Source organism: Haloparvum alkalitolerans (genome assembly GCF_055381565.1).
The window spans coordinates 790,370-808,118 of the sequence record NZ_AP043938.1 but is presented as its reverse complement, the minus strand read 5'-3'; the positions used below and the strand labels follow the sequence as shown (position 1 = coordinate 808,118).

The window sequence follows — 17,749 nt, the reverse complement described above, 5'->3', positions numbered from 1 at the left end:
GAGAGATCATTCGTAGACCACCTGCGGGTTGACGTACGCGTACAGTCCGTCGACGATCGTGTTGACGATCACGAAGCCGGCGCCGATGACGATCAGCGACCCCTGGATTATCGGCCAGTCGCGGGAGTTGATCGCGTCGATGACGAGCGTGCCGAGACCGGGCCAGGTGAACACCGCCTCGGTGATCACCGCGCCGCCGATGAGGGTCCCGAGCTGGAGGCCGAGGATCGTGATGATCGGGATCAGCGTGTTGCGGAGCGCGTGCTTGTAGCGCACGAGCGTCTCCGGGAGCCCCTTCGCGCGGGCCGCGCGGACGTACTCCTTGCCGAGCTCGTCGAGCATCCCCGACCGCGTGAGCCGCGTGATGAGCGCCGTGAAGTACGTTCCGAGCGTGATCGCCGGAAGGGTGATGTACCTGAGCCAGACGAGGATGCCGGCGAGAGTCCCCTCCTGCCAGATCAGCTGGACCGCCGGCCAGAGCCCGATGGCGCGCCGGCCGGTCGGGAACCAGCCGAGCTGGACCGACACGAGCAGCACCAGCATGATCCCGAGCCAGAAGTTCGGGGTCGAGATGCCGACCAGCGAGAAGCCGGTCGCGGCGTAGTCGGCCGGCTCGTGCCGGTTGGTCGCCGAGATGACGCCCAGCGGGATCGAGAAGACGACGGCGACGACCGTCGCCGCCACCGCCAGCTCGACGGTCGCCGGCAGGCGCGCGAACACCCGCGCCGCGGCGGGCGTACTCGAGATGTACGAGTACCCCATATCGAGCTGCAGCAGGCCCCAGAGGTAATCGAGGTACTGGACGTACATCGGCTGGTCGAGGCCCAGTTCGGCCGCGATGCGTGCACGGAGTTCGGGCGAGGCGTCGAGCGGCGCGACGAAGTCGACCGGGCTGCCGGGGGTGACGAACCGCAGCATGAAGACGGCGGTGACGACCCCCCAGATGACGAACAGCCCCTGGAGGCTGCGTCGAACGAGGAACTTTGCGAGAGACATCGAGTAGATGACCGTCGGGTCAGGCCCGTGTGAACTCCTCGACCGAGATCTGTTCGTCCTCGCGGGCGTTCCACTCGATGCGGTTGCTGATGCCGTAGACGCTGTACTGACGGTGCAGGAACGTCCACGCGGCCTCCTCGCTGACCGTCCGGTTCGAGTCGGCCATCAGCTCCGCGCGCGCCTCCTCGTCGGACTCGTTGCCCGCGTCCTCCATCCACCCGTCGACGTTCGACTGGTCCCAGTGGCTGATCGACCCGCCGCTCGTGAGCCACGGGAGGATCGTCTGGCTGGCGTCGAAGGTGGTGTTCCCCCAGCCGATGAGGAAGAAGGCGGGCGAGGTGTCGCGTGACCCGTCCAGGATCTCGCTGGCGAGCGAGCCGAAGTCGCGCTGCTCGACCGAGCAGGAGACGTTCGAGAGGTCGTCGATGTAGCCCGCGGCCGCCTGCGCGACGTTCACGTCGCCGAGGTAGCGCCCGACGGGCGTGTGGAGGGTGATCTCCTCGCCCGCGTAGCCGGACTCCTCGATCAGCGCCTCGGCCTCCGCGGCGTCGGTCGGGTACGGGTCCACGTCGTCCGCGTGGCCGACGTAGCCCGACAGGGTGGGCTGACCGGTCGGGTCGCCGAAGCCGTCGAGCACGTTCTCGATGATCGACTCCAGGTCGATGGCGTAGTTCATCGCCTGCCGGAACGCCGCGCTGTCGAACGGGGCCTTCGCCTGGTTGTGGACCAGGAAGAGCACGCGCGTGCTCGGGACCGCCTCGATGCTGCCGGCGTCGCCGTCCTGGATGGTCGGCGCGTCCTGCGGCGGCACGTTCACGATGAGGTCCGTCTCGCCGGCCTGCAGTTCGGAGACGCGCGCGCTCGACTCCTCGGCGGCCTGGAAGGTGACCGCGTCCACGTCGGGCGCCTCGCCCCACCAGTCCTCGTACCGCTCGTACTCGACGGAGACGTCCTCCTCGTAGTTGACGAGCCGGTACGGACCGGTGCCGTTGATGTTCTGGGCGATCTCGCCCTGCGAGCGCTCCTCGGCCCACGACTGCTGGAGGATCAGGCAGTAGGACGCCTGCAGCGAGAACACCATCGGGTTGAGGCCGTCGGAGTAGACGTGAACGGCGTGTTCCTCCTCGTCGGCCTCCGCGTCCACGATGCCCGCCAGCTGGTCGCGCTGGGGGCTCTCCAGCCCGGTCTCGGGGTCGACGACGCGCCGGATGGAGTAGGCGACGTCCTCGGGGGTGAGCTCGTCGCCGTTGTGGAAGGTGACGCCCTCGCGGAGCGTGTAGCGCACGTGGCCGTCCTCGACGCGCTCCCAGTCGGTGGCGAGGCGCTCGACGATGCGGCCCTCCGCGTCGCGGAAGAGCACGCGGTCGTACGCCTGCAGGAGCACGTTGTCGGTCGACGTCTCGCGGTGGTTGTGCGGGTCCAGCGTCGTCGCCATCTGGCCCTGGGTGACGGTGGCCTCGAACGGCTCGTCGGAGGTGTCCTCCGTCTCCGTCTCGGTGTCCTCGTCGCCCCCGCCCATCTCCGTCTCCGTGGGCGTGTCGATGTCCGCGCCGTCGCCGGCACAGCCGGCCAGCCCGACGCTCGCCGCGGCCGCCCCCGCGAACTTCAGGTAGCCTCTGCGTCCGATCTCGTCGTTGCTATTCGTCGGCATGGAGCAACCATGGGATGACCCGGATAAATAGGCGTCGCTCTCAGGACCTTTCTTTCCGGCTATCGGCGGTCGATCGATCGTGAGACGGCCGGGATCGCGGGGGACCTCCCGACCGCCGGAGCGACGTCGCTCCGCCGCGGAGCCGGTCCGATGCCGGGACCGCGGCGGTTCGCGCGCCGATCAGTTGGGCGCGGTCGAGCGACCGATCGTCTGGCTGGAGCTGCCGTCGTTGGCGGTCCAGATCACCCGCACGTCGGAGCCGGACCCGACGTTCGTGTGGGTGCTGCCGTCGCCGGCGGTGACGGGGCCGCTCCCCTGCCAGTCCTCGGTGACCGAGGCGCCGCTCGCGTTCGTGAAGGTGACCGACAGCTGGTCGATCGGGACGCTGTCCCCGCCCTCGTGGGTGACGGTGGCGTCGTAGTCGGTGCCGTTGTCGACGTAGTCGAAGCCGAAGCTCGCGCTCGGCGAACTCTGCTGGAGCGAGTCGCCCAGCCCCAGCACGAACGTCCCGATGACGGCCGCGAGGATCACCGTGATGGCGACCATCAGGATGACGCCGATGACCGGCGACACCGCCCGCTCCTCCGAGAATAGTTGCTTGATGTTCATGTCTTCAGTAGAGAAACGCGACGGGGACGGATAACCCTGCTTCGAGCCGTGAGCCCGTGGCTCACAGGAGCACTGAATTCAAAAACTGAAGGGAATCTTCGGGATCAGACCGTCGGCGCGTCGCGGCTGGCGATGGTCTGGCTCGAACTGCCGTCGTTGGAGGTCCAGATCACGCGGACCGTTTCACCGGACCAGTTAGCAGAATTATTCAACTCGACTGAAGTTCCCGCATTTACGGTTCCCGTTGTGTTCCAGTCATTGCCGGCCAGGGAACTCCCGTCTGCAGTCGTCGCGAGCTGTTCACCGGGGATCGAGTCCCCACCCTCGTGGCTGATCGTCACGTTCGTGTCGCTGTTGAAGTCGAAGCCGAAGCTCGCGCTCGGACTGCTCTGCTGCACGCTGTCACCCAGTCCCAGCACGAAAGTACCGATGACGGCCGCGAGGATCACCGTGATGGCGACCATCAGGATGACGCCGATGACCGGCGAGACTGCCCTGTCGTCCGTGAATAGCTGTTTGATGTTCATGGTTGGACGAACGCGCGCCCACACCGGCTCGCCGGCGTGACGCCCGTTTCTGGTCCTCCGTCCGTATCCGGGACGTATCAAGGCGTTGTCTAAATTCTCAGAACAGATAATTACGGTACGCGGCCGTTACCGCGCGCAGCCGGCCCCTACCGGTCGGATCGGCGGCCGATCCGGGACCGCGGCGTGGGGCGGTGCGGGGTCGTCAGTCCTGCGCGTCGACGACCGCGACGCCCGCGAGGTTGACGATGTCCTTCACCTCGTCGCCGCGCTGGAGGACGTGGACCGGCTTGTCCATGCCGACCAGCATCGGGCCGATGGCCTCCGCGCCGCCGAGGCGCTGGAGGAGCTTGTAGCCGATGTTGCCCGCCTCGAGGTTCGGGAAGATCAGGACGTTCGCGGGCTCCTCGAGGTCCGAGAACCCGTAGGTCCCCTCGAGGATGTCCTCGACGACCGCGGTGTCGGCCTGCATCTCCCCGTCGACCGGGAAGTCCACCTCGGGGTCGTCGTGGAGCCGGGCGACCGCCTCGCGGGGCTTGCGCGTGCCCTCGTTGTCGACGCTGCCGAAGTTGGAGTAGGAGAGGAGGGCCGCCCGCGGCTCGACGTTGAACCGCCGGGCCAGGTCAGCGGTGTGTTTGGTGACCTCCGCGAGCACCTCGTCGTCGGGCGCCTGGTTGACCGTCGTGTCGGCACAGAAGATCACCCGGTTCTTGAACGTCAGCATGTAGACGCCGGCGACGTGATCGGCGTCCTCGGCGGAGCCGACGACCTGCAGCGGCGGCCGGAGCGCCGAGGGGTAGTGGTGGGTGAGCCCGGTCAACATCGCGTCGGTGTCGTCCATCTCCACCATCACGCTGCCGAGGTAGTTGGTGTCGCGGCGGACCAGCTCGCCGGCCTCGCGGCGGGTGATCCCGTTGCGCTTCCGGAGCTCGTAGAGGCGGTCGGCGTACGGCTCCAGTTCGTGGGCGTCGGGGTCGACGATCTCCGGCTCGAACGAGAGCCCGAGCTCGTCCGCGGTCCGGCGGATGCTGTCGCCGTCGCCGAGCAGCACCGGCTCCGCGATGCCCTGCTCGGAGAGCTGGTAGGCCGCGCGGATCATCTTCTCGTCGGTCCCCTCCGCGAGCGCGATGCGCTTCGGCTCGCTTTTCGCCTTGTTGAGCACGACGCGCATCATCTCGCGGGACTTGCCGAGCCGCGCCTCGAGGCGCTCGCGGTACTCCTCGGGGTCGACCGCGGTCCGGGCCGCGCCGGAGTCCATCGCCGCCTGCGCGACCGCGGGCGCGACCTCGAAGAGGACGCGGGGGTCGAGCGGCTTCGGGATGACGTAGTCGGGGCCGAACTGGAGGGGGTCGTCGCCGTACGCCTTCACGACCGCGTCCGGCACGTCCTGTCGCGCGAGGTCCGCGAGCGCCTCCGCGGCGGCGCGTTTCATCTCCTCGTTGATCTCCGTCGCGCGCACGTCGAGCGCGCCGCGGAACAGGAACGGGAACCCGAGCACGTTGTTCACCATGTTCGGGTAGTCGGAGCGCCCCGTCGCCATGATGACGGTGTCGTCGCGGGCCGCCTTCGCGTCCTCGTAGGTGATCTCCGGGTCCGGGTTCGCCATCGCGAAGAGGATGGGGTCGTCGGCCATCGACTGCACCATCTCCTGCGAGACGATGCCGCCGACCGAGAGGCCGACGAACACGTCCGCGTCCTCCATCGCGGCCGCGAGGTCGCCGCCCGACACGTCGCGCGCGAACTCCCGCTTGTACTCGTTCACGTCGCCCGCGTCCGCGCGCTCCTGCGTGATGATCCCCGAGGAGTCGCACATGGTGATGTTCTCCTTCTCGGCGCCGAGCGAGACGTAGAACTTCGCGGTCGCGATCGCGGACGCCCCCGCGCCCGAGAAGACGATCTCGAGGTCCGAGAGGTCCTTATCGATGATGTCGGCGGCGTTCAGCAGCGCCGCGCCGGAGATGATCGCGGTGCCGTGCTGGTCGTCGTGGAAGACGGGGATGTCCATCCGCTCGCGGAGCTGGCGCTCGATCTCGAAGCACTCGGGGGCCTTGATGTCCTCCAGGTTGATCCCGCCGAACGTCGGCTCCATCGCGGCGACCGCCTCCACGAAGGGGTCGACCTCGGCGATGTCCAGCTCGACGTCGAACACGTCGATGTCGGCGAACCGCTTGAACAGGACGCCCTTCCCCTCCATCACCGGCTTGCTCGCCTGCGCGCCGATGTCGCCGAGCCCCAGCACCGCGGAGCCGTTGGAGACCACGCCGACGAGGTTCCCCTTCGCGGTGTACTCGAACGCCTTCTCGGGGTCCTCGTCGATGTCCAGACACGGCGCGGCCACGCCCGGCGAGTAGGCCAGGCTCAGGTCGCGCTGGGTGTTCGTCGGCTTCGTCGTCGCGATCTCGATCTTTCCGGGGGGGTCCTCGCGGTGGTACTCCCGCGCGTCGTCGTCCAGTCCCATACCGTCGCTTCCCCCGACCGAACCAAAAAGGTATCCGATGGCGTCGAGCCTCTCGTTCGACGCGCGTCGAACTACTCTCCGGTCCCGGACGCCGGTTCCGTGCCGTCTCCGGACGCGGGTCCCGTATCGTCCCCGGACGCCTCGTCCGCGTCGTCGACCTCGTCGTCGCCGGACAGCACGACGGGCGCGTGCCGCTCCAGCGTCAGGTCGGGGACGCCGTCGAGGTCGACCGCGTCGACCGCGATCGTCGGCCACCGACCGGTCTTAGTGAGGTTCTCGACGCGGTCGTCGGTGACGAGGTGGGTATCCTCGCTTTTCGCGCCCTGGACGGTCGGGTTCCAGGCGTAGCCCATCGGCGCCGTCACGGGGTCGTCGGCGTCCGGGGTCGCGATCCACTCCCGGCCCGCGAAGCCCGCCGCGCCGCCCTGGTGGTGGTGGCGCCACTCGCCCTCGAAGCCGACCGCCTCGTAGGCGTCCTGGACGACCGCGAACACGTCGCCGGCGGTATCCGGTTCGGGGCCGTCCGTGAGGTCGCCGCGCGCGGCCGCCTGCGTCGCGGCCAGCGCGGTGACCTCGACCCGGCTCGCGGCGTAGTGGCGCCCCTTGAGCCAGTCGGGGGCGTCGAAGACCACACAGCGGGTGAGCGACGCGTAGAGCCCGTCGCGCTCGGCGGTGACCGACACGAGCGCGTAGTCGCCGAGCTCGGCGTCGGTGGGCGTGTAGTGGCGGTACGACCGCGCGCGCTCGCTCCCGCCCACGAGCACGACCGGGGTGTTCACGCCGCGCGAGGCGAGCGCGATCTCGAGGCCGGCCGCGACCTCGTACTCGGGGTCGGTCGGCTCCAGCTGGCGACAGACTGTCTCCAGCGCCGCCGCGGCCTCCCGACCCAGCTCGCGGTACCGCTCCGCGTCCCCCTCGGTGAGGGGCTGTCGGAGCCGGCCGGCGTCGACGGCATCGAACCCCGGCACGTCGAAGTCCGCGGCCGCGGCCTCGGGCGAACGCGCGGCGACCGCCTCGGCCAGCGACCCCTCGTGCCAGGGGCGCTCCTCGACCGCGAACGCGTCCGGGAGTTCCTCGTCCCGGAGCCGGTCCGCCTCGATGTTGTCGGTCACGACGCGGAACGAGCCGTCGTAGCCCGCCGCGGCCACGCCGACGTCGGCGTCGCCGTCGACGACGTTCGAGCCGCCGGTGAGCCACGCGAAGCCGTTCGGTCGCGCGAACCAGACGACGTCGAGGTCCCGGTCGTCGAGGTACGCGTCGAGGCGCGCTGCGCGCGCGGAGAGGTCGACCATACCCGAGGGTGACCGTCGGCGAACTTGAAGAACCGGGGATCCGGCGCGCGGGCCGGGCGTCCGGGGTCCGCCGTCGCGCTCAGTACGGGATGACGGTGAGCGCGACCGCGAGGAACGGCACGAGCAGCAGCAGCATGGCGATGGCGTAGCCGAACATCTCGCGGGCCTTCACGCCGGTGATCGCCAGCAGCGGCAGCGCCCAGAAGGGGTTCAGCAGGTTGGTGTGGGCGTCGCCGACCGCGTACGCGATCGTCGCCTTCCCGACCGGAACGCCGAGGTTGTTCGCCGCCTCGATCACCGAGGGGCCGAGGACGATCCACTCGCCGCCGCCGGAGGGGACGAACACGTTGACCACGCTCCCCGTGATCCACGCGACGATCGGGAACGTCTGGGGCGTCGAGACCGCGAACAGCGCGTCCGCGAGCGTCTGCGAGAGGCCGGAGGCGTTCATCATCCCCTGGATGCCGGCGAAGAAGGGGAACAGCAGGATGATCCCCGCGGCGGCGCCCGCCGCCTCGCCGAACTTCTCCCGGTAGTGCTGGGGCCGCAGGTAGATCAGCAGGCCGCCGAACAGGAACATGAAGTTGACCAGGTTCAGCGTCCACGCGTCGAGTCCGCCGGCGAGCAGCTGGCTGACGACCATCAGCACGCCCGTCAGTCCGATGATGCCGCCGAGGATCCGGCTGTTGTTGAGCCGGTCCGCGATCGTGTCGCTCTCGACGATGTCGCTGACCTGCTCGTCGGGTTCGGCGGGCGCGGCGTCCGAACCGCCGTCCGCGGCCGCGTCGAACAGCTCGCTCTCGTCGACGTAGTGGGCGATCCCGCGCGCGCGGTCGCCCGTCGGCGCGAGCAGGTAGAGCATCGCCGCCCCGAACAGGGTCGAGGTGACCGTCAGAAGGAGCGCGTACGGCGAGAAGATGGTCATCGACGTGCCGACGACGCCGTCGAGGATACCCTGCTCGATGAAGGCGTTCCCGGGCGTGTTGATCTGCAGCGGCGCGGAGCCGGACAGTCCCCAGTGCCACGTCAGCCCGAGGCCCATGTAGCCGGCGACACAGAGGATCGGGTAGTGGACGTCGATGCCGCGCTCGTGGGCGGCCTTCCCCATCTCGCGGGCGAAGATGGCCCCGAGGATGAGGCTCAGCCCCCAGTGGAGCCACGCGATCGCCATCGCGAACGCGCCGACGAGCGCGGCCGCTCCCTTCCCCGAGTTGGGGACGGACGCGAGCTTCACGATCAGGTCGTTCACCCGCGGGTGGTACGCGATGACGAAGCCGGTCATCAGGATGAGCGTCATCTGCATCGCGAACGTCAGGAACGCCCAGAAGCCGTCGTACCAGAAGCCGACCATCTCGACCGGTCCGTTCCCCTCGACGAGGATCCCCGCGAGGAACACCAGGTACGAGAGGATGATCGCGAACAGGAACGGGCTCGGCATCACGTTCTCCACGATCGTCGCCATCCGGAGACCGAACCGCTCGATCGCCGACGGTTGTGTGTCGCTTACACCCATGGGAGAGCGAATCAGACTAAGGAGCCTTAAAGTATCGGTATTCATCTACAAATCGAACCGAGAATCCCGCGACAGCGTCGGCCTTTCTCGCCGGCCCCGGCACGGTGCGGACGCGTCACGGCGGGAGCACGCGGCGCGTCCGCGGCCGGCGGCGACCGACCGCGACCGACCGCGAACCCCCGCCGACGGCGGATCGTCGGGCGTATAAGTGGGTGACGGAACGCCGATCCGGGCCGGCGATTCGAAAGGTTCATTTATACTGGCCGGGTACGTCGAAACGCGTCAAGGAAGCCCCCGAGCGGGTTGGTGGTCTAGTCTGGTTATGACACCTCCTTGACATGGAGGAGGCCGGCGGTTCAAATCCGCCCCAACCCATTTCTCGTCGACTCAACACCGGAGAGCGCCGCCGCCGTTCGTCGATAGTTCTTCCTCCCGACCACCGTCACAAGCCCTTTTGACGCCCGCGAGCGACGTGTTCCCCATGACGCACTTCGTGCCGTTCGACGGTGGGGAGCTCTCCCGGATGGCGCTGCGGCGCGCCGCGACGCTGGGAGCGGCGACGGGGGAGCCGGTGCTGGCGTTCGCGGTGATCCCGAAGAACAACGAGGCGTACGCCCGCGACCGGTGGCTCGACGAGGACGAGGCGTACGACCGCGACCGGATCTTGGAGCGGCTCCGCGAGTCGGTCACGTCGATCGCGCCGAACGCGGCGTTCGACCACGAGGTCGTGGGCAAACACGCCCAGAGCGGCCGGATCGCCACCGCGATCCGCGAACGCGCCGAGGAGGCGGGTGCCTCGGTCGTGTTCATCGGCAGCGAGAACGCCGGCCACATCGTCTCCTCGGTCGCGGACGTGGGCCCGACCGTCGCCGCGGACGACACCTACGACGTCTACATCGCGCGGTCGACCGCGGAGTAGGCCGGCCCCGCGGCGCGAGCGTGAGTCGGCCCTCGCCGTGTCGAGGGCGGTCCGCGGAGCGACTCCGAATGCCCCCACTTTCAATACCTGTCCCGGCGTAGGTCCCGATTGGACCATGAACATTGCCGATATCGCAGTGCCGGAGTACGTCGAGGTCGAGGCCGACGAGCGGTTGGCCAAGGTCCGCTCCATCTTCGAGCGCGAGAACCCGAAGGGGATCATCGTGACCGAGGGCGGCGAGTACGCCGGCGTCGTCGGGGAAAAGCAGCTGATGCGGTCCCGGATGGAGGACGACACGAAGGTGTCGGCGGTGATGACCCCCGCGCCGGAGATCGACCGCCACGAGGACATCCGCGAGGCGGCGCGGCTCCTGCTGGAGGGGAACGTCAAGGCCGCGCCCGTCTACGAGGGGGAGAAGCTGTTCGGCATCGTCACCGTGGACGGGATCCTGGCGGCCGTCATCGACAGCTTCGACGCCAACACCGTCGAGCAGGTGTACACCGACGACGTGGTCACCATCGGCGAGAAGGAGCACGTCGGACAGGCGATCAACCGCCTCCGCAAACACAGCGTCTCGCGGCTCCCCGTCGTCGACGAGGACGACCAGCTGACCGGCGTCGTCACCACCAACGACATCGTCGACTTCGTCGTCCGCGACCAGGAGCGGCAGGGCAGCGGCGACCGCGCGGGAGACATCGACCGGATGCTCGACCTCCCGGTCTACGACGTGATGTCGAGCCCGGTCCTCACCGCCCAGCCCGGCGAGACGACGAAGGCGGCGCTGGAGCGCATGTTCGACAACGACGTCTCGGGGCTCGTCGTCACGCCGACCGCCTCCGAGGAGACCGTCTCGGGCGTCATCACCAAGACGGACATCCTCCGCTCGCTCACGTTCACGGAGGAGCAGTCGATGGACGTCCAGATCACGAACATCAACCTGCTCGACAACATCTCCCGCGAGCACGTCGTCGACGCCATCGAGCAGGTCGCCGACAAGTACGGCGCGATGCAGGTGTTCCACGCGCACGTCCGCCTCCACCAGCACAAGGAGAAACTCCGCGGCACGCCCCTGATCCAGTGTCAGATCCGGCTCCGCACCAGCGAGGGCCAGGTCGCCGGCACCGGTGAGGGGTACGGCGCCGAGCACGCGTTCCACGTCGCGCTCGACAAACTGGAGCGCAACGTCCTCGAGCTGAAGGGGATCAACGCCGACGAGCAGTACCGCGGCCAGCTGCTCCGCAAGCTGGGCGAGCTGTAGCGACGGATCGACTGCACGGCGCGGCGCGCTCGGCACGCGCGATACGGCTTTTTTGAACTGCGGTTCCGGTCGGCTCGCTCGACCGCGCCTCAGGCGGAGAACTCGTCGGTCCCTTCGACGCCCGCGTCCGTGATCCGGAACGCGGCCTTGTCGCCGGCCGCCTTCGAGCGGTGTTTCTCGAGCGTGGCGCGGCGATTGCCGCCGCGGAACCGGTCGATGCGGAGGATCGCGCCCGTCCAGTGTTCGAGCGTGTTGCCGCCGAGCGGCCGCGTGCGGTCCGAGTCCGGGTCCGAGAACACCTGGTTGGTGAGGACGACCGCGAGGTCGTGGCGGCGCGCCAGCGACAGCAGGTGCGTCACCTGTTTGGCCACCTGTCGGAGCGAGTCGCCGCCGTGCGCGTCGCCAGCGCGTTCGATGCGGTAGAAGCCTGTCGCGGAGTCGAGCACGATCAGGTCGACCTCCTCCGCGAACTCCGCGGCGTCGCGGACCGCCTCGGCCTGGTCCTCGAAGTCGTACGCCTCGGTGATGATCAGCCGCGAGGCGACCTCCTCGACCGGTTCCTCGCATCGGTGTTCGACCATCTGCCTGAAGCGGTCGATGGAGAGCCCCTCGGTGTCGATGTAGAGAACGCGCCCGCCGCCGGCCGCGACCTCCACCGCCGCCGCGAGCGCGAGGTTCGTCTTGCCGGCCGCCGGCGGGCCGTACAACTGGGTGACGACGCCGGGCTCGAAGCCGCCGCCGAGCAGGTCGTCGACGGGATCGCAGCCGGTGGTGACGGGGTCGGACACTGGCGACCGTTCGCGGTCGGCCGAGAAAAACGCGGTGGTCGCGGGGCGAGGTCGCCCCGCGGTCGCCGAAACCGCCACGTCACGGCCTCGCACCCGGCCCGTGAACGGCAACCGTTTTGAGTCGGACACGCGGAGTGAGGATATGTTGTTGACAGTCTCCGGCCCGCCGGGGAGCGGGAAGAGCACGAACGCGAAGGGGCTCGCGGACGCGCTCGGCCTCGACCACGTGAGCGGCGGCGACATCTTCCGCGAGATGGCCGCCGAGCACGACATGACGCCGGTCGAGTTCAACGAGCACGCCGAGGACGACCCCCAGATCGACCGCGACCTCGACCGCCGCCTGTACGAGGTCGCGACGGAGCGCGACGACGTGGTGCTGGAGTCGCGGCTCGCCGGCTGGCTCGCGGGCGACCACGCCGACCTCCGGATCTGGTTCGACGCCCCGGTGCAGGTGCGCGCCGAGCGCATCGCGGAGCGCGAGGGCAAAACCGTCGAGCAGGCCCTCGAGGAAACGCAGCGCCGGGAGGCCTCGGAGGCGAAGCGCTACCTGGAGTACTACAACATCCCCATCGAGGACCTCTCCATCTACGACTGCGTCTACAACACCGCGCGCTGGGGGCCGGAGCGGTTCCTCGACGCGCTCGTGGCGACCGTCGAGGCGTACGACCCCACCCACGACGAGGGGAAACACCCCGTCGAGGGCGTCGAGTACGACTTTTAACCCCAGCCGCCCCACTCCCCACAACCCACCGTGACGGACACAGACACCGACGACGTCGACGCCACTCCCGCGACCGGCGGCGCCGACGGCGATCCACTCCGCGCCGCGCCCGCGGAGCGCTCGCCGGCCGCGCTGTTGCGCTTCGGCGTCGTCAACCTCGACAAGCCCGCCGGCCCCTCCTCCCACCAGGTCTCCGCGTGGGTCAAGCGCCTGATCAACGAGGCGCTCGCGGACCTGGACCCCGAGGGTCCCCGGATCGACGGCGTCGCGCACTCGGGGACGCTCGACCCGAAGGTGACGGGCTGTCTGCCCACCCTCACGGGGACCGCGACCCGCGCCGCCCAGGTGTTTCTGGAGGGGACCAAGGAGTACGTCTCCGTGCTGGAACTGCACAAGCCGGCCCCCGCGGACCTGCGCTCGGTCGCCGCGGAGTTCGAGGGCGAGATCTACCAGAAGCCGCCCCGCAAGAGCGCGGTGACCCGCCGGCTCCGCACTCGGACGATCCACGACCTCAACGTGCTCGAGGTCGCGGAGCGGCAGGCGCTGATCCGGATCCGCTGTGAGTCGGGTACCTACGTCCGCAAACTCTGCCACGACCTCGGACTGGCGGCCGGGACCGGCGCGCACATGGGCCACCTCCGCCGGACCGCCACGGACCCCTTCGACGACCGCGACCTTCACACCCTCCAGGACCTGACGGACGCGCTGGCGTGGGCCCGCGAGGGCGACGCCGACTTCCTCCGCGAGGTCGTTCGCCCCGCGGAGGACGCGCTGACGCACCTGCCGCGCGTGGAGATCGCCGCCTCCGCGGCCCGCGAGGTGGCACACGGCGCGCCGGTGTACGCCCCCGGCGTGCTGGACGCGCCCGACGACCTCACCGCGAGCGCCGACGACGCCCCGCTCGTCGCCTGCTTCGCGCCGAACGGGAGCGCGGTCTGTCTCGGTCGGCTGGTCGGCGACCCCGACGCGGACTCGGGGACGGTCGTCGACCTCGAACGCGTCCTGCTGTAGGCGCGCCGTTCCGGGTCCGCGGTCGGCTCCCCCGCGGAACCCCCCGTCCCGCACCGCGAGGCTGACGCTTTTGTCCCGGCCGCGATACCGGCGCACATGCACCTCGGAACGGCGGAGGCGGCCCCGGGCGAACTCGCCCGCGGCTGGCTCGACGTGACGGACCTCCCGACCGGCGGCGCAGAGCGTCTCCCGATCCTGATCGCGAACGGCGTCGACGACGGCCCGACGCTGTGGCTCACCGGCGGCGTCCACGGTGACGAGGCGACCGGCGTCGCGGTCGCGCAGGACGCGATGCGTGAGGACCTGCCCGAGCGGCTCGCGGGCGCGGTCGTCTGCGTGCCGGTCGTCTCCCCGGCCGGCCTCCGGCGCAACGCCCGCCACACCTACTACGGCGACGACGACCCGAACAGACACTTCCCCGACGCGGAGCGGGACGCGAGCCGACCGCCGGAGGTCCAAGAGCGGATCGACCGCCGGCTCTACGAGGCCATCGTCGGCGAGCCCGCGCCGGGCGGGGACGACGGAGAGGCGGAGAACGACGACGAAGGAACGGAGACCGGCGACGACCTCGCGGTCGACGCCAGTCCCAAAGTCGCCGCGGATGCGCTGATCGACCTCCACACCGCGGGCGTCGGCTCGGTGCCGTTCACCATCCGCGACCGCGTCCTCTACGGCGAGCGCCGGACCGAGGCGGAGGCCGAGGCGCTCGCCGCCGACCTCGACCGCCTCGCGGACGCCTTCGGATTCCCGGTCCTGACCGAATATCCCGCCGAGGAGTACCTCGACCAGCGCCTCCAGCGCTCGACCGCCGGCGCGGCGCTCAACACCGGCGGCGTGCCCGCGATCACCGTCGAGCTGGGCGCCCACAGCGTCGTCGAGGAGGACACCCGCGCCGCGGGCGTCGCGGGTGTGTACGCCGTCGCGGCCGAGTTCGGCCTGCTGGACGCCGCGGACGTACCCGACGACCTCCCGGCGCCCGGCGAGGGGATCCCCGACGCGCCCGTCGACTTCCCCGTCCGGCGCTTCCGCGGCCCGCGCACCGAGACCGCGGGCCTGCTCCGTCACCGCGTCGCGGCCGGGGACGCGGTCGAAGCAGGCGATACGGTCGCCGACGTGGTCTCCCCCACTGGGGAGCCGCGCGCCGAGGCGACCGTCGACCGCGACGGCTACGTCCTCGGCCGCGCCGAGGGACTGGCCGCCTACGAGGGTGACGCGGTGGCGAGCCTCGCGGTCCGCGACGACGGCGACCTCGTCGTCCCGCGGGACGCGAACGAGGACTGAACCGGGCGACTACGGCCCGACACTGCCGGACGACACCGTGAGACACGGGGCGCGCGAAGCGAAGTTCTTAATTACGGGACTCTCGTTGCTTCGGGTGTAGTTCGGGACCGTGGGGTAGTGGTATCCTCTGCCGATGGGGTCGGTAGGACCTGAGTTCGACTCTCAGCGGTCCCACTCAATTTCTACAGCAGTCCATCCGCGTAGCGGCGCTACTACGGCGAGGGCTTTTCTCGTCGGCACCCCACCTCACCATCGTGACCGACGACCCACCGAGGAACTGGACCATAATCCCGAGCGACTTCCTGCTGCCGGTCGCGGTCGCGGCGCTGTACGGCGTCGTCTACCTCGCGCAGCTAACGACGGTGGTTCGCGTCGGGGGTGAGGCGCACGTCTTCTGGTTCCTCGCGACCGCCGACCCCTCGCCGGGGTGGCTGCTCGCGCCGTTCGCGCACGCGAGCCCCGGTCACGCCGCGACCAACGCGGCGCTGACGGCGCTGTTCGGCGGGCTGGTGGTCTCGCTTGCGGGGCGGCGGACGTTCCTCGTGCTGTTTGGGGCCGCGTCGTACCTCGCGATCGGGGGGTCGGTGGTGCTGTACAACCTCGGGCCGCTGGCGGGCGGGGCTGCGGGTGCGAGCGCGGCGGGGTTCGCGTTCGTCGGGTACGTCGCGGTCCGGTCGCGGGACCTGCTGTCGCCCGCCGCTGCGTCGGGGACCGACCGGCACCGGATCGCGGCGGCGGGGGCCGGCGCCGTGCTCGTCGCGGTCGTCGGCGTGCAGGTGGCGGCGGACCTCTCCGCGGTCCGCGGGCTGGAGGGCGTCGCGGCCGCGTACGGCCACCTCGTCGGCGCCGCGGTCGGCGTTGCGGCAGCGCGGCGGGACGAGTAGCGGAGCCAGCTATTTATCGCGACCTACCGACGGGGCAGGCATGAGCGACGACCGACCGTCGGCGGGCGGGGACGGGGGAAGCGATCCGACGTCCGCGAGCGGTGACCACGGTCCCGAGAACCCGGACGTCGACGACCTGCTGGCGAAACTCGACGCGCTGGAGGATGTCGTCGACGACCCGGACGAGCGCCGGAAGGTCCGACAGACCATCTCGCTGGTCGAGCGGATGCCCGGCAGCGCCGCGTTCACGGAGCGTATCAGCAAGTACACCACCCGCGACATGGCGGAGGCGTTCGTCGGTGCGGTGCTGTTCGCGCTCCCGCTGCTCGTGGAGGGGGGCGTCTTCGAGATCGCGGCGTGGTTCGCGAGCGTCCGGGTCGGCCCGGTGCCCGTGATGTTCCTCGGCAACGCCGTCTTCGTCGTCGCGATGACCGTCGGCCTGTTGTACGGCGCCGACTTCCGGCAGGTGCAGATCAACAACCCGATCCTCGGCGTGGTCCCCCGTCGGCTCGTGGGCGTGCTCGTCGTCTCCCTGATCGCGACGGTGCTGTTGATGGTGCTGTGGGGGCGGCTGTTCGAGGCGGGACCGACGCGCTTCGAGGCGGTCGCGCGGATCAGCGTCGTCTGGGCCGCGGCCGCGTTCGGCGCCGGACTGGGCGACATCCTCCCCGGCGAGTCCGTCGGCGACGACATCGCCGAGCACATCGACGACATCGGCGACCGGATCGGGTTCGACGACTGATGGCGTGCTCGCCGTCGAGCGGGAAGCGCGTCGCTCGAGGCGAGCGACGGTCCGTAACCGCATCGGCGGTCGCGGGAGGTGTCAGAAACGGCCGCAGCGAGTGGAAAACCGGTCGGGCGCTACTCGTCGTCCGCGTCGTCGTCGATCAGGTCGGAAAGGTCGAGGTCGCCCTCCACGTCCCCCTCGTTGATCTCGTGGGGCGCGGTGTGGGTCCACGTCTCGAACCCCTCGATCTCCTCGATGGCGGGACGCGGGCGCCAGTCGGTGTGGTTGCGCATACCTACACTGTCCACGTTCGAGGGTATAATTCTTTCCTGCGGCGTCACGCTCGCGGTGGGCCCGCAGTCAAGTGCTGACGTAAGAGTGGGTGCGAGCCGCCGCTACAGAAACGTCGCCACAGAAATGCTGCCGCAAAAAAGCCGCCACAGAAGTGCTGCCGCAAAAACGTCGCCGTCAGCGTCCGCCGGGGTTCGGGTTGGGGTCGAAGTCGGCGGTGACGCCCGGGTCGTCGGGGCCGGTGGAGTCCTCGGAGAGGAACGCCCCCGCGAACAGGTCGACGTGGAGCGCAAGCACCGTCTCGGGCTCGATCCCGGCGGTCTCGGCCTGCTCCTCGAGGAACGCCGCGAGGTCGTCGCTCGGCTCGTAGACGAGGACGCCGTCCTCGATCTCGAACTCCACCTCGTGGGCGCCCGTGACGAGGTGCTCGATCTCGAGGACCGCCTGCTCGGCCTTCGACTCCAGCGCGGCCGCCTCGGTCATCACGCGCTCGTCGGCCCACTGGGCCGCGGCCTCGTGGAACCGGTCGGTGAGTTCGACCCGCACGATTACTCGGACTCGGGGGGCCACTCCGCCGGCGCGGGCTCGGGCTCCGCGAGCGTGCCGTAGGCGGTGAGCGTGAACGCCAGGATGACGAGCAGGGCGGCGATACCCACGATGCCGCCGATGCCGTGCTGTCCGACCCAGTTGCTGGTCGAGATCGACCCCATGCTGTTGGCGACGTTGAGCAGCGTCAAAGCCGTCCAGCCGGCGAACAGCAGGGCCCCGACGAGGACGAACTTGTTCTGCTCGTAGGCGGTTCGCATCGACATGACGTGAACCACAT

At 69.8% G+C, this 17,749-nt stretch carries 18 protein-coding genes and 1 tRNA gene; 8 read left to right on the top strand and 11 right to left on the bottom strand.

The features are described from left to right. Positions 1-6: 6 nt before the first annotated feature. The 7 genes from ACZ432_RS06490 to ACZ432_RS06460 form a co-directional block, all read right to left on the bottom strand. Complete coding sequence (locus tag ACZ432_RS06490) at positions 7-996, bottom strand: ABC transporter permease (RefSeq protein ID WP_426963794.1); 990 nt, start codon at positions 994-996, stop codon at positions 7-9. A 19-nt stretch (positions 997-1,015) separates the two neighbouring features. Continuing rightward, complete coding sequence (locus ACZ432_RS06485) at positions 1,016-2,647, bottom strand: ABC transporter substrate-binding protein (protein WP_426963795.1); 1,632 nt, start codon at positions 2,645-2,647, stop codon at positions 1,016-1,018. A gap of 180 nt (positions 2,648-2,827) precedes the next feature. After that, a complete protein-coding gene (locus tag ACZ432_RS06480) occupies positions 2,828-3,256 on the bottom strand; it encodes a type IV pilin domain-containing protein (protein WP_426963796.1) in 429 nt (142 codons plus the stop codon). 104 nt (positions 3,257-3,360) lie between these two features. Beyond that, positions 3,361-3,783: a type IV pilin domain-containing protein gene (locus ACZ432_RS06475; protein WP_426963797.1), complete on the bottom strand. Its 423-nt coding sequence runs from the start codon at positions 3,781-3,783 to the stop codon at positions 3,361-3,363. Between the two features lie 202 nt (positions 3,784-3,985). Further along, a complete protein-coding gene (locus tag ACZ432_RS06470; RefSeq protein ID WP_426963798.1) occupies positions 3,986-6,238 on the bottom strand; it encodes an NADP-dependent malic enzyme in 2,253 nt (750 codons plus the stop codon). A gap of 71 nt (positions 6,239-6,309) precedes the next feature. Then, positions 6,310-7,530 carry a M24 family metallopeptidase gene (locus ACZ432_RS06465; protein ID WP_426963799.1) on the bottom strand — a complete coding sequence of 407 codons (1,221 nt, stop codon included), beginning with the start codon at positions 7,528-7,530 and terminating at the stop codon, positions 6,310-6,312. A gap of 79 nt (positions 7,531-7,609) precedes the next feature. Continuing rightward, positions 7,610-9,043: a short-chain fatty acid transporter gene (locus ACZ432_RS06460; RefSeq protein ID WP_426963801.1), complete on the bottom strand. Its 1,434-nt coding sequence runs from the start codon at positions 9,041-9,043 to the stop codon at positions 7,610-7,612. Positions 9,044-9,343: 300 nt separating this feature from the next. Here ACZ432_RS06460 and ACZ432_RS06455 point away from each other — a divergent pair. The 3 genes from ACZ432_RS06455 (at position 9,344) to ACZ432_RS06445 (ending at position 11,220) form a co-directional block, all read left to right on the top strand. Then, a tRNA-Val gene (locus tag ACZ432_RS06455) sits at positions 9,344-9,418 on the top strand. Positions 9,419-9,524: 106 nt separating this feature from the next. Then, the gene (locus ACZ432_RS06450; RefSeq protein WP_426963802.1) at positions 9,525-9,962 is read left to right on the top strand and encodes a universal stress protein; all 438 of its coding nucleotides are present in this window, start codon (positions 9,525-9,527) and stop codon (positions 9,960-9,962) included. Positions 9,963-10,077: 115 nt separating this feature from the next. Then, the gene (locus ACZ432_RS06445) at positions 10,078-11,220 is read left to right on the top strand and encodes a CBS domain-containing protein (RefSeq protein ID WP_426963803.1); all 1,143 of its coding nucleotides are present in this window, start codon (positions 10,078-10,080) and stop codon (positions 11,218-11,220) included. A gap of 89 nt (positions 11,221-11,309) precedes the next feature. Here the strand turns inward: ACZ432_RS06445 and radB are convergent, their stop codons facing one another. Further along, positions 11,310-12,008 (bottom strand): DNA repair and recombination protein RadB, encoded by a 699-nt coding sequence (gene radB / locus ACZ432_RS06440; RefSeq protein WP_426963804.1) that lies wholly within the window; start codon positions 12,006-12,008, stop codon positions 11,310-11,312. Positions 12,009-12,150: 142 nt separating this feature from the next. Between radB and cmk the strand changes: the two genes are divergently transcribed. The 5 genes from cmk to ACZ432_RS06415 all read left to right on the top strand — a co-directional run bounded on the left by cmk (position 12,151) and on the right by ACZ432_RS06415 (position 16,647). After that, a complete protein-coding gene (gene cmk / locus ACZ432_RS06435; protein ID WP_426963805.1) occupies positions 12,151-12,729 on the top strand; it encodes a (d)CMP kinase in 579 nt (192 codons plus the stop codon). Between the two features lie 30 nt (positions 12,730-12,759). Continuing rightward, positions 12,760-13,740, top strand: coding sequence for an RNA-guided pseudouridylation complex pseudouridine synthase subunit Cbf5 (locus ACZ432_RS06430; protein WP_426963806.1), 981 nt, complete (start codon positions 12,760-12,762; stop codon positions 13,738-13,740). Between the two features lie 96 nt (positions 13,741-13,836). After that, entirely contained in the window at positions 13,837-15,021 is a 1,185-nt protein-coding gene (locus ACZ432_RS06425; RefSeq protein WP_426963807.1) for a succinylglutamate desuccinylase/aspartoacylase family protein, read from the top strand. A gap of 254 nt (positions 15,022-15,275) precedes the next feature. Further along, positions 15,276-15,905 carry a rhomboid family intramembrane serine protease gene (locus ACZ432_RS06420; protein WP_426963808.1) on the top strand — a complete coding sequence of 210 codons (630 nt, stop codon included), beginning with the start codon at positions 15,276-15,278 and terminating at the stop codon, positions 15,903-15,905. Between the two features lie 40 nt (positions 15,906-15,945). Then, entirely contained in the window at positions 15,946-16,647 is a 702-nt protein-coding gene (locus ACZ432_RS06415; RefSeq protein WP_426963809.1) for a DUF2391 domain-containing protein, read from the top strand. Positions 16,648-16,766: 119 nt separating this feature from the next. Here ACZ432_RS06415 and ACZ432_RS06410 read toward each other — a convergent pair whose 3' ends face one another. The 3 genes from ACZ432_RS06410 to ACZ432_RS06400 all read right to left on the bottom strand — a co-directional run bounded on the left by ACZ432_RS06410 (position 16,767) and on the right by ACZ432_RS06400 (position 17,735). Beyond that, positions 16,767-16,925: a hypothetical protein gene (locus ACZ432_RS06410; RefSeq protein ID WP_176696668.1), complete on the bottom strand. Its 159-nt coding sequence runs from the start codon at positions 16,923-16,925 to the stop codon at positions 16,767-16,769. Positions 16,926-17,100: 175 nt separating this feature from the next. Further along, a complete protein-coding gene (locus ACZ432_RS06405; protein WP_218055074.1) occupies positions 17,101-17,469 on the bottom strand; it encodes a hypothetical protein in 369 nt (122 codons plus the stop codon). Between the two features lie 2 nt (positions 17,470-17,471). Further along, a complete protein-coding gene (locus ACZ432_RS06400; RefSeq protein WP_426963810.1) occupies positions 17,472-17,735 on the bottom strand; it encodes a hypothetical protein in 264 nt (87 codons plus the stop codon). Positions 17,736-17,749 lie beyond the last annotated feature (14 nt).

What these genes read in the sequence shown, in the direction of transcription:
- ACZ432_RS06490 (WP_426963794.1), bottom strand. Translation starts at nt 996, where the DNA reads ATGTCTCTCGCAAAGTTCCTCGTTCGACGCAGCCTCCAGGGGCTGTTC.
- ACZ432_RS06485 (WP_426963795.1), bottom strand. Translation starts at nt 2,647, where the DNA reads ATGCCGACGAATAGCAACGACGAGATCGGACGCAGAGGCTACCTGAAG.
- ACZ432_RS06480 (WP_426963796.1), bottom strand. Translation starts at nt 3,256, where the DNA reads ATGAACATCAAGCAACTATTCTCGGAGGAGCGGGCGGTGTCGCCGGTC.
- ACZ432_RS06475 (WP_426963797.1), bottom strand. Translation starts at nt 3,783, where the DNA reads ATGAACATCAAACAGCTATTCACGGACGACAGGGCAGTCTCGCCGGTC.
- ACZ432_RS06470 (WP_426963798.1), bottom strand. Translation starts at nt 6,238, where the DNA reads ATGGGACTGGACGACGACGCGCGGGAGTACCACCGCGAGGACCCCCCC.
- ACZ432_RS06465 (WP_426963799.1), bottom strand. Translation starts at nt 7,530, where the DNA reads ATGGTCGACCTCTCCGCGCGCGCAGCGCGCCTCGACGCGTACCTCGAC.
- ACZ432_RS06460 (WP_426963801.1), bottom strand. Translation starts at nt 9,043, where the DNA reads ATGGGTGTAAGCGACACACAACCGTCGGCGATCGAGCGGTTCGGTCTC.
- ACZ432_RS06450 (WP_426963802.1), top strand. Translation starts at nt 9,525, where the DNA reads ATGACGCACTTCGTGCCGTTCGACGGTGGGGAGCTCTCCCGGATGGCG.
- ACZ432_RS06445 (WP_426963803.1), top strand. Translation starts at nt 10,078, where the DNA reads ATGAACATTGCCGATATCGCAGTGCCGGAGTACGTCGAGGTCGAGGCC.
- cmk (WP_426963805.1), top strand. Translation starts at nt 12,151, where the DNA reads ATGTTGTTGACAGTCTCCGGCCCGCCGGGGAGCGGGAAGAGCACGAAC.
- ACZ432_RS06425 (WP_426963807.1), top strand. Translation starts at nt 13,837, where the DNA reads ATGCACCTCGGAACGGCGGAGGCGGCCCCGGGCGAACTCGCCCGCGGC.
- ACZ432_RS06415 (WP_426963809.1), top strand. Translation starts at nt 15,946, where the DNA reads ATGAGCGACGACCGACCGTCGGCGGGCGGGGACGGGGGAAGCGATCCG.
- ACZ432_RS06410 (WP_176696668.1), bottom strand. Translation starts at nt 16,925, where the DNA reads ATGCGCAACCACACCGACTGGCGCCCGCGTCCCGCCATCGAGGAGATC.
- ACZ432_RS06400 (WP_426963810.1), bottom strand. Translation starts at nt 17,735, where the DNA reads ATGTCGATGCGAACCGCCTACGAGCAGAACAAGTTCGTCCTCGTCGGG.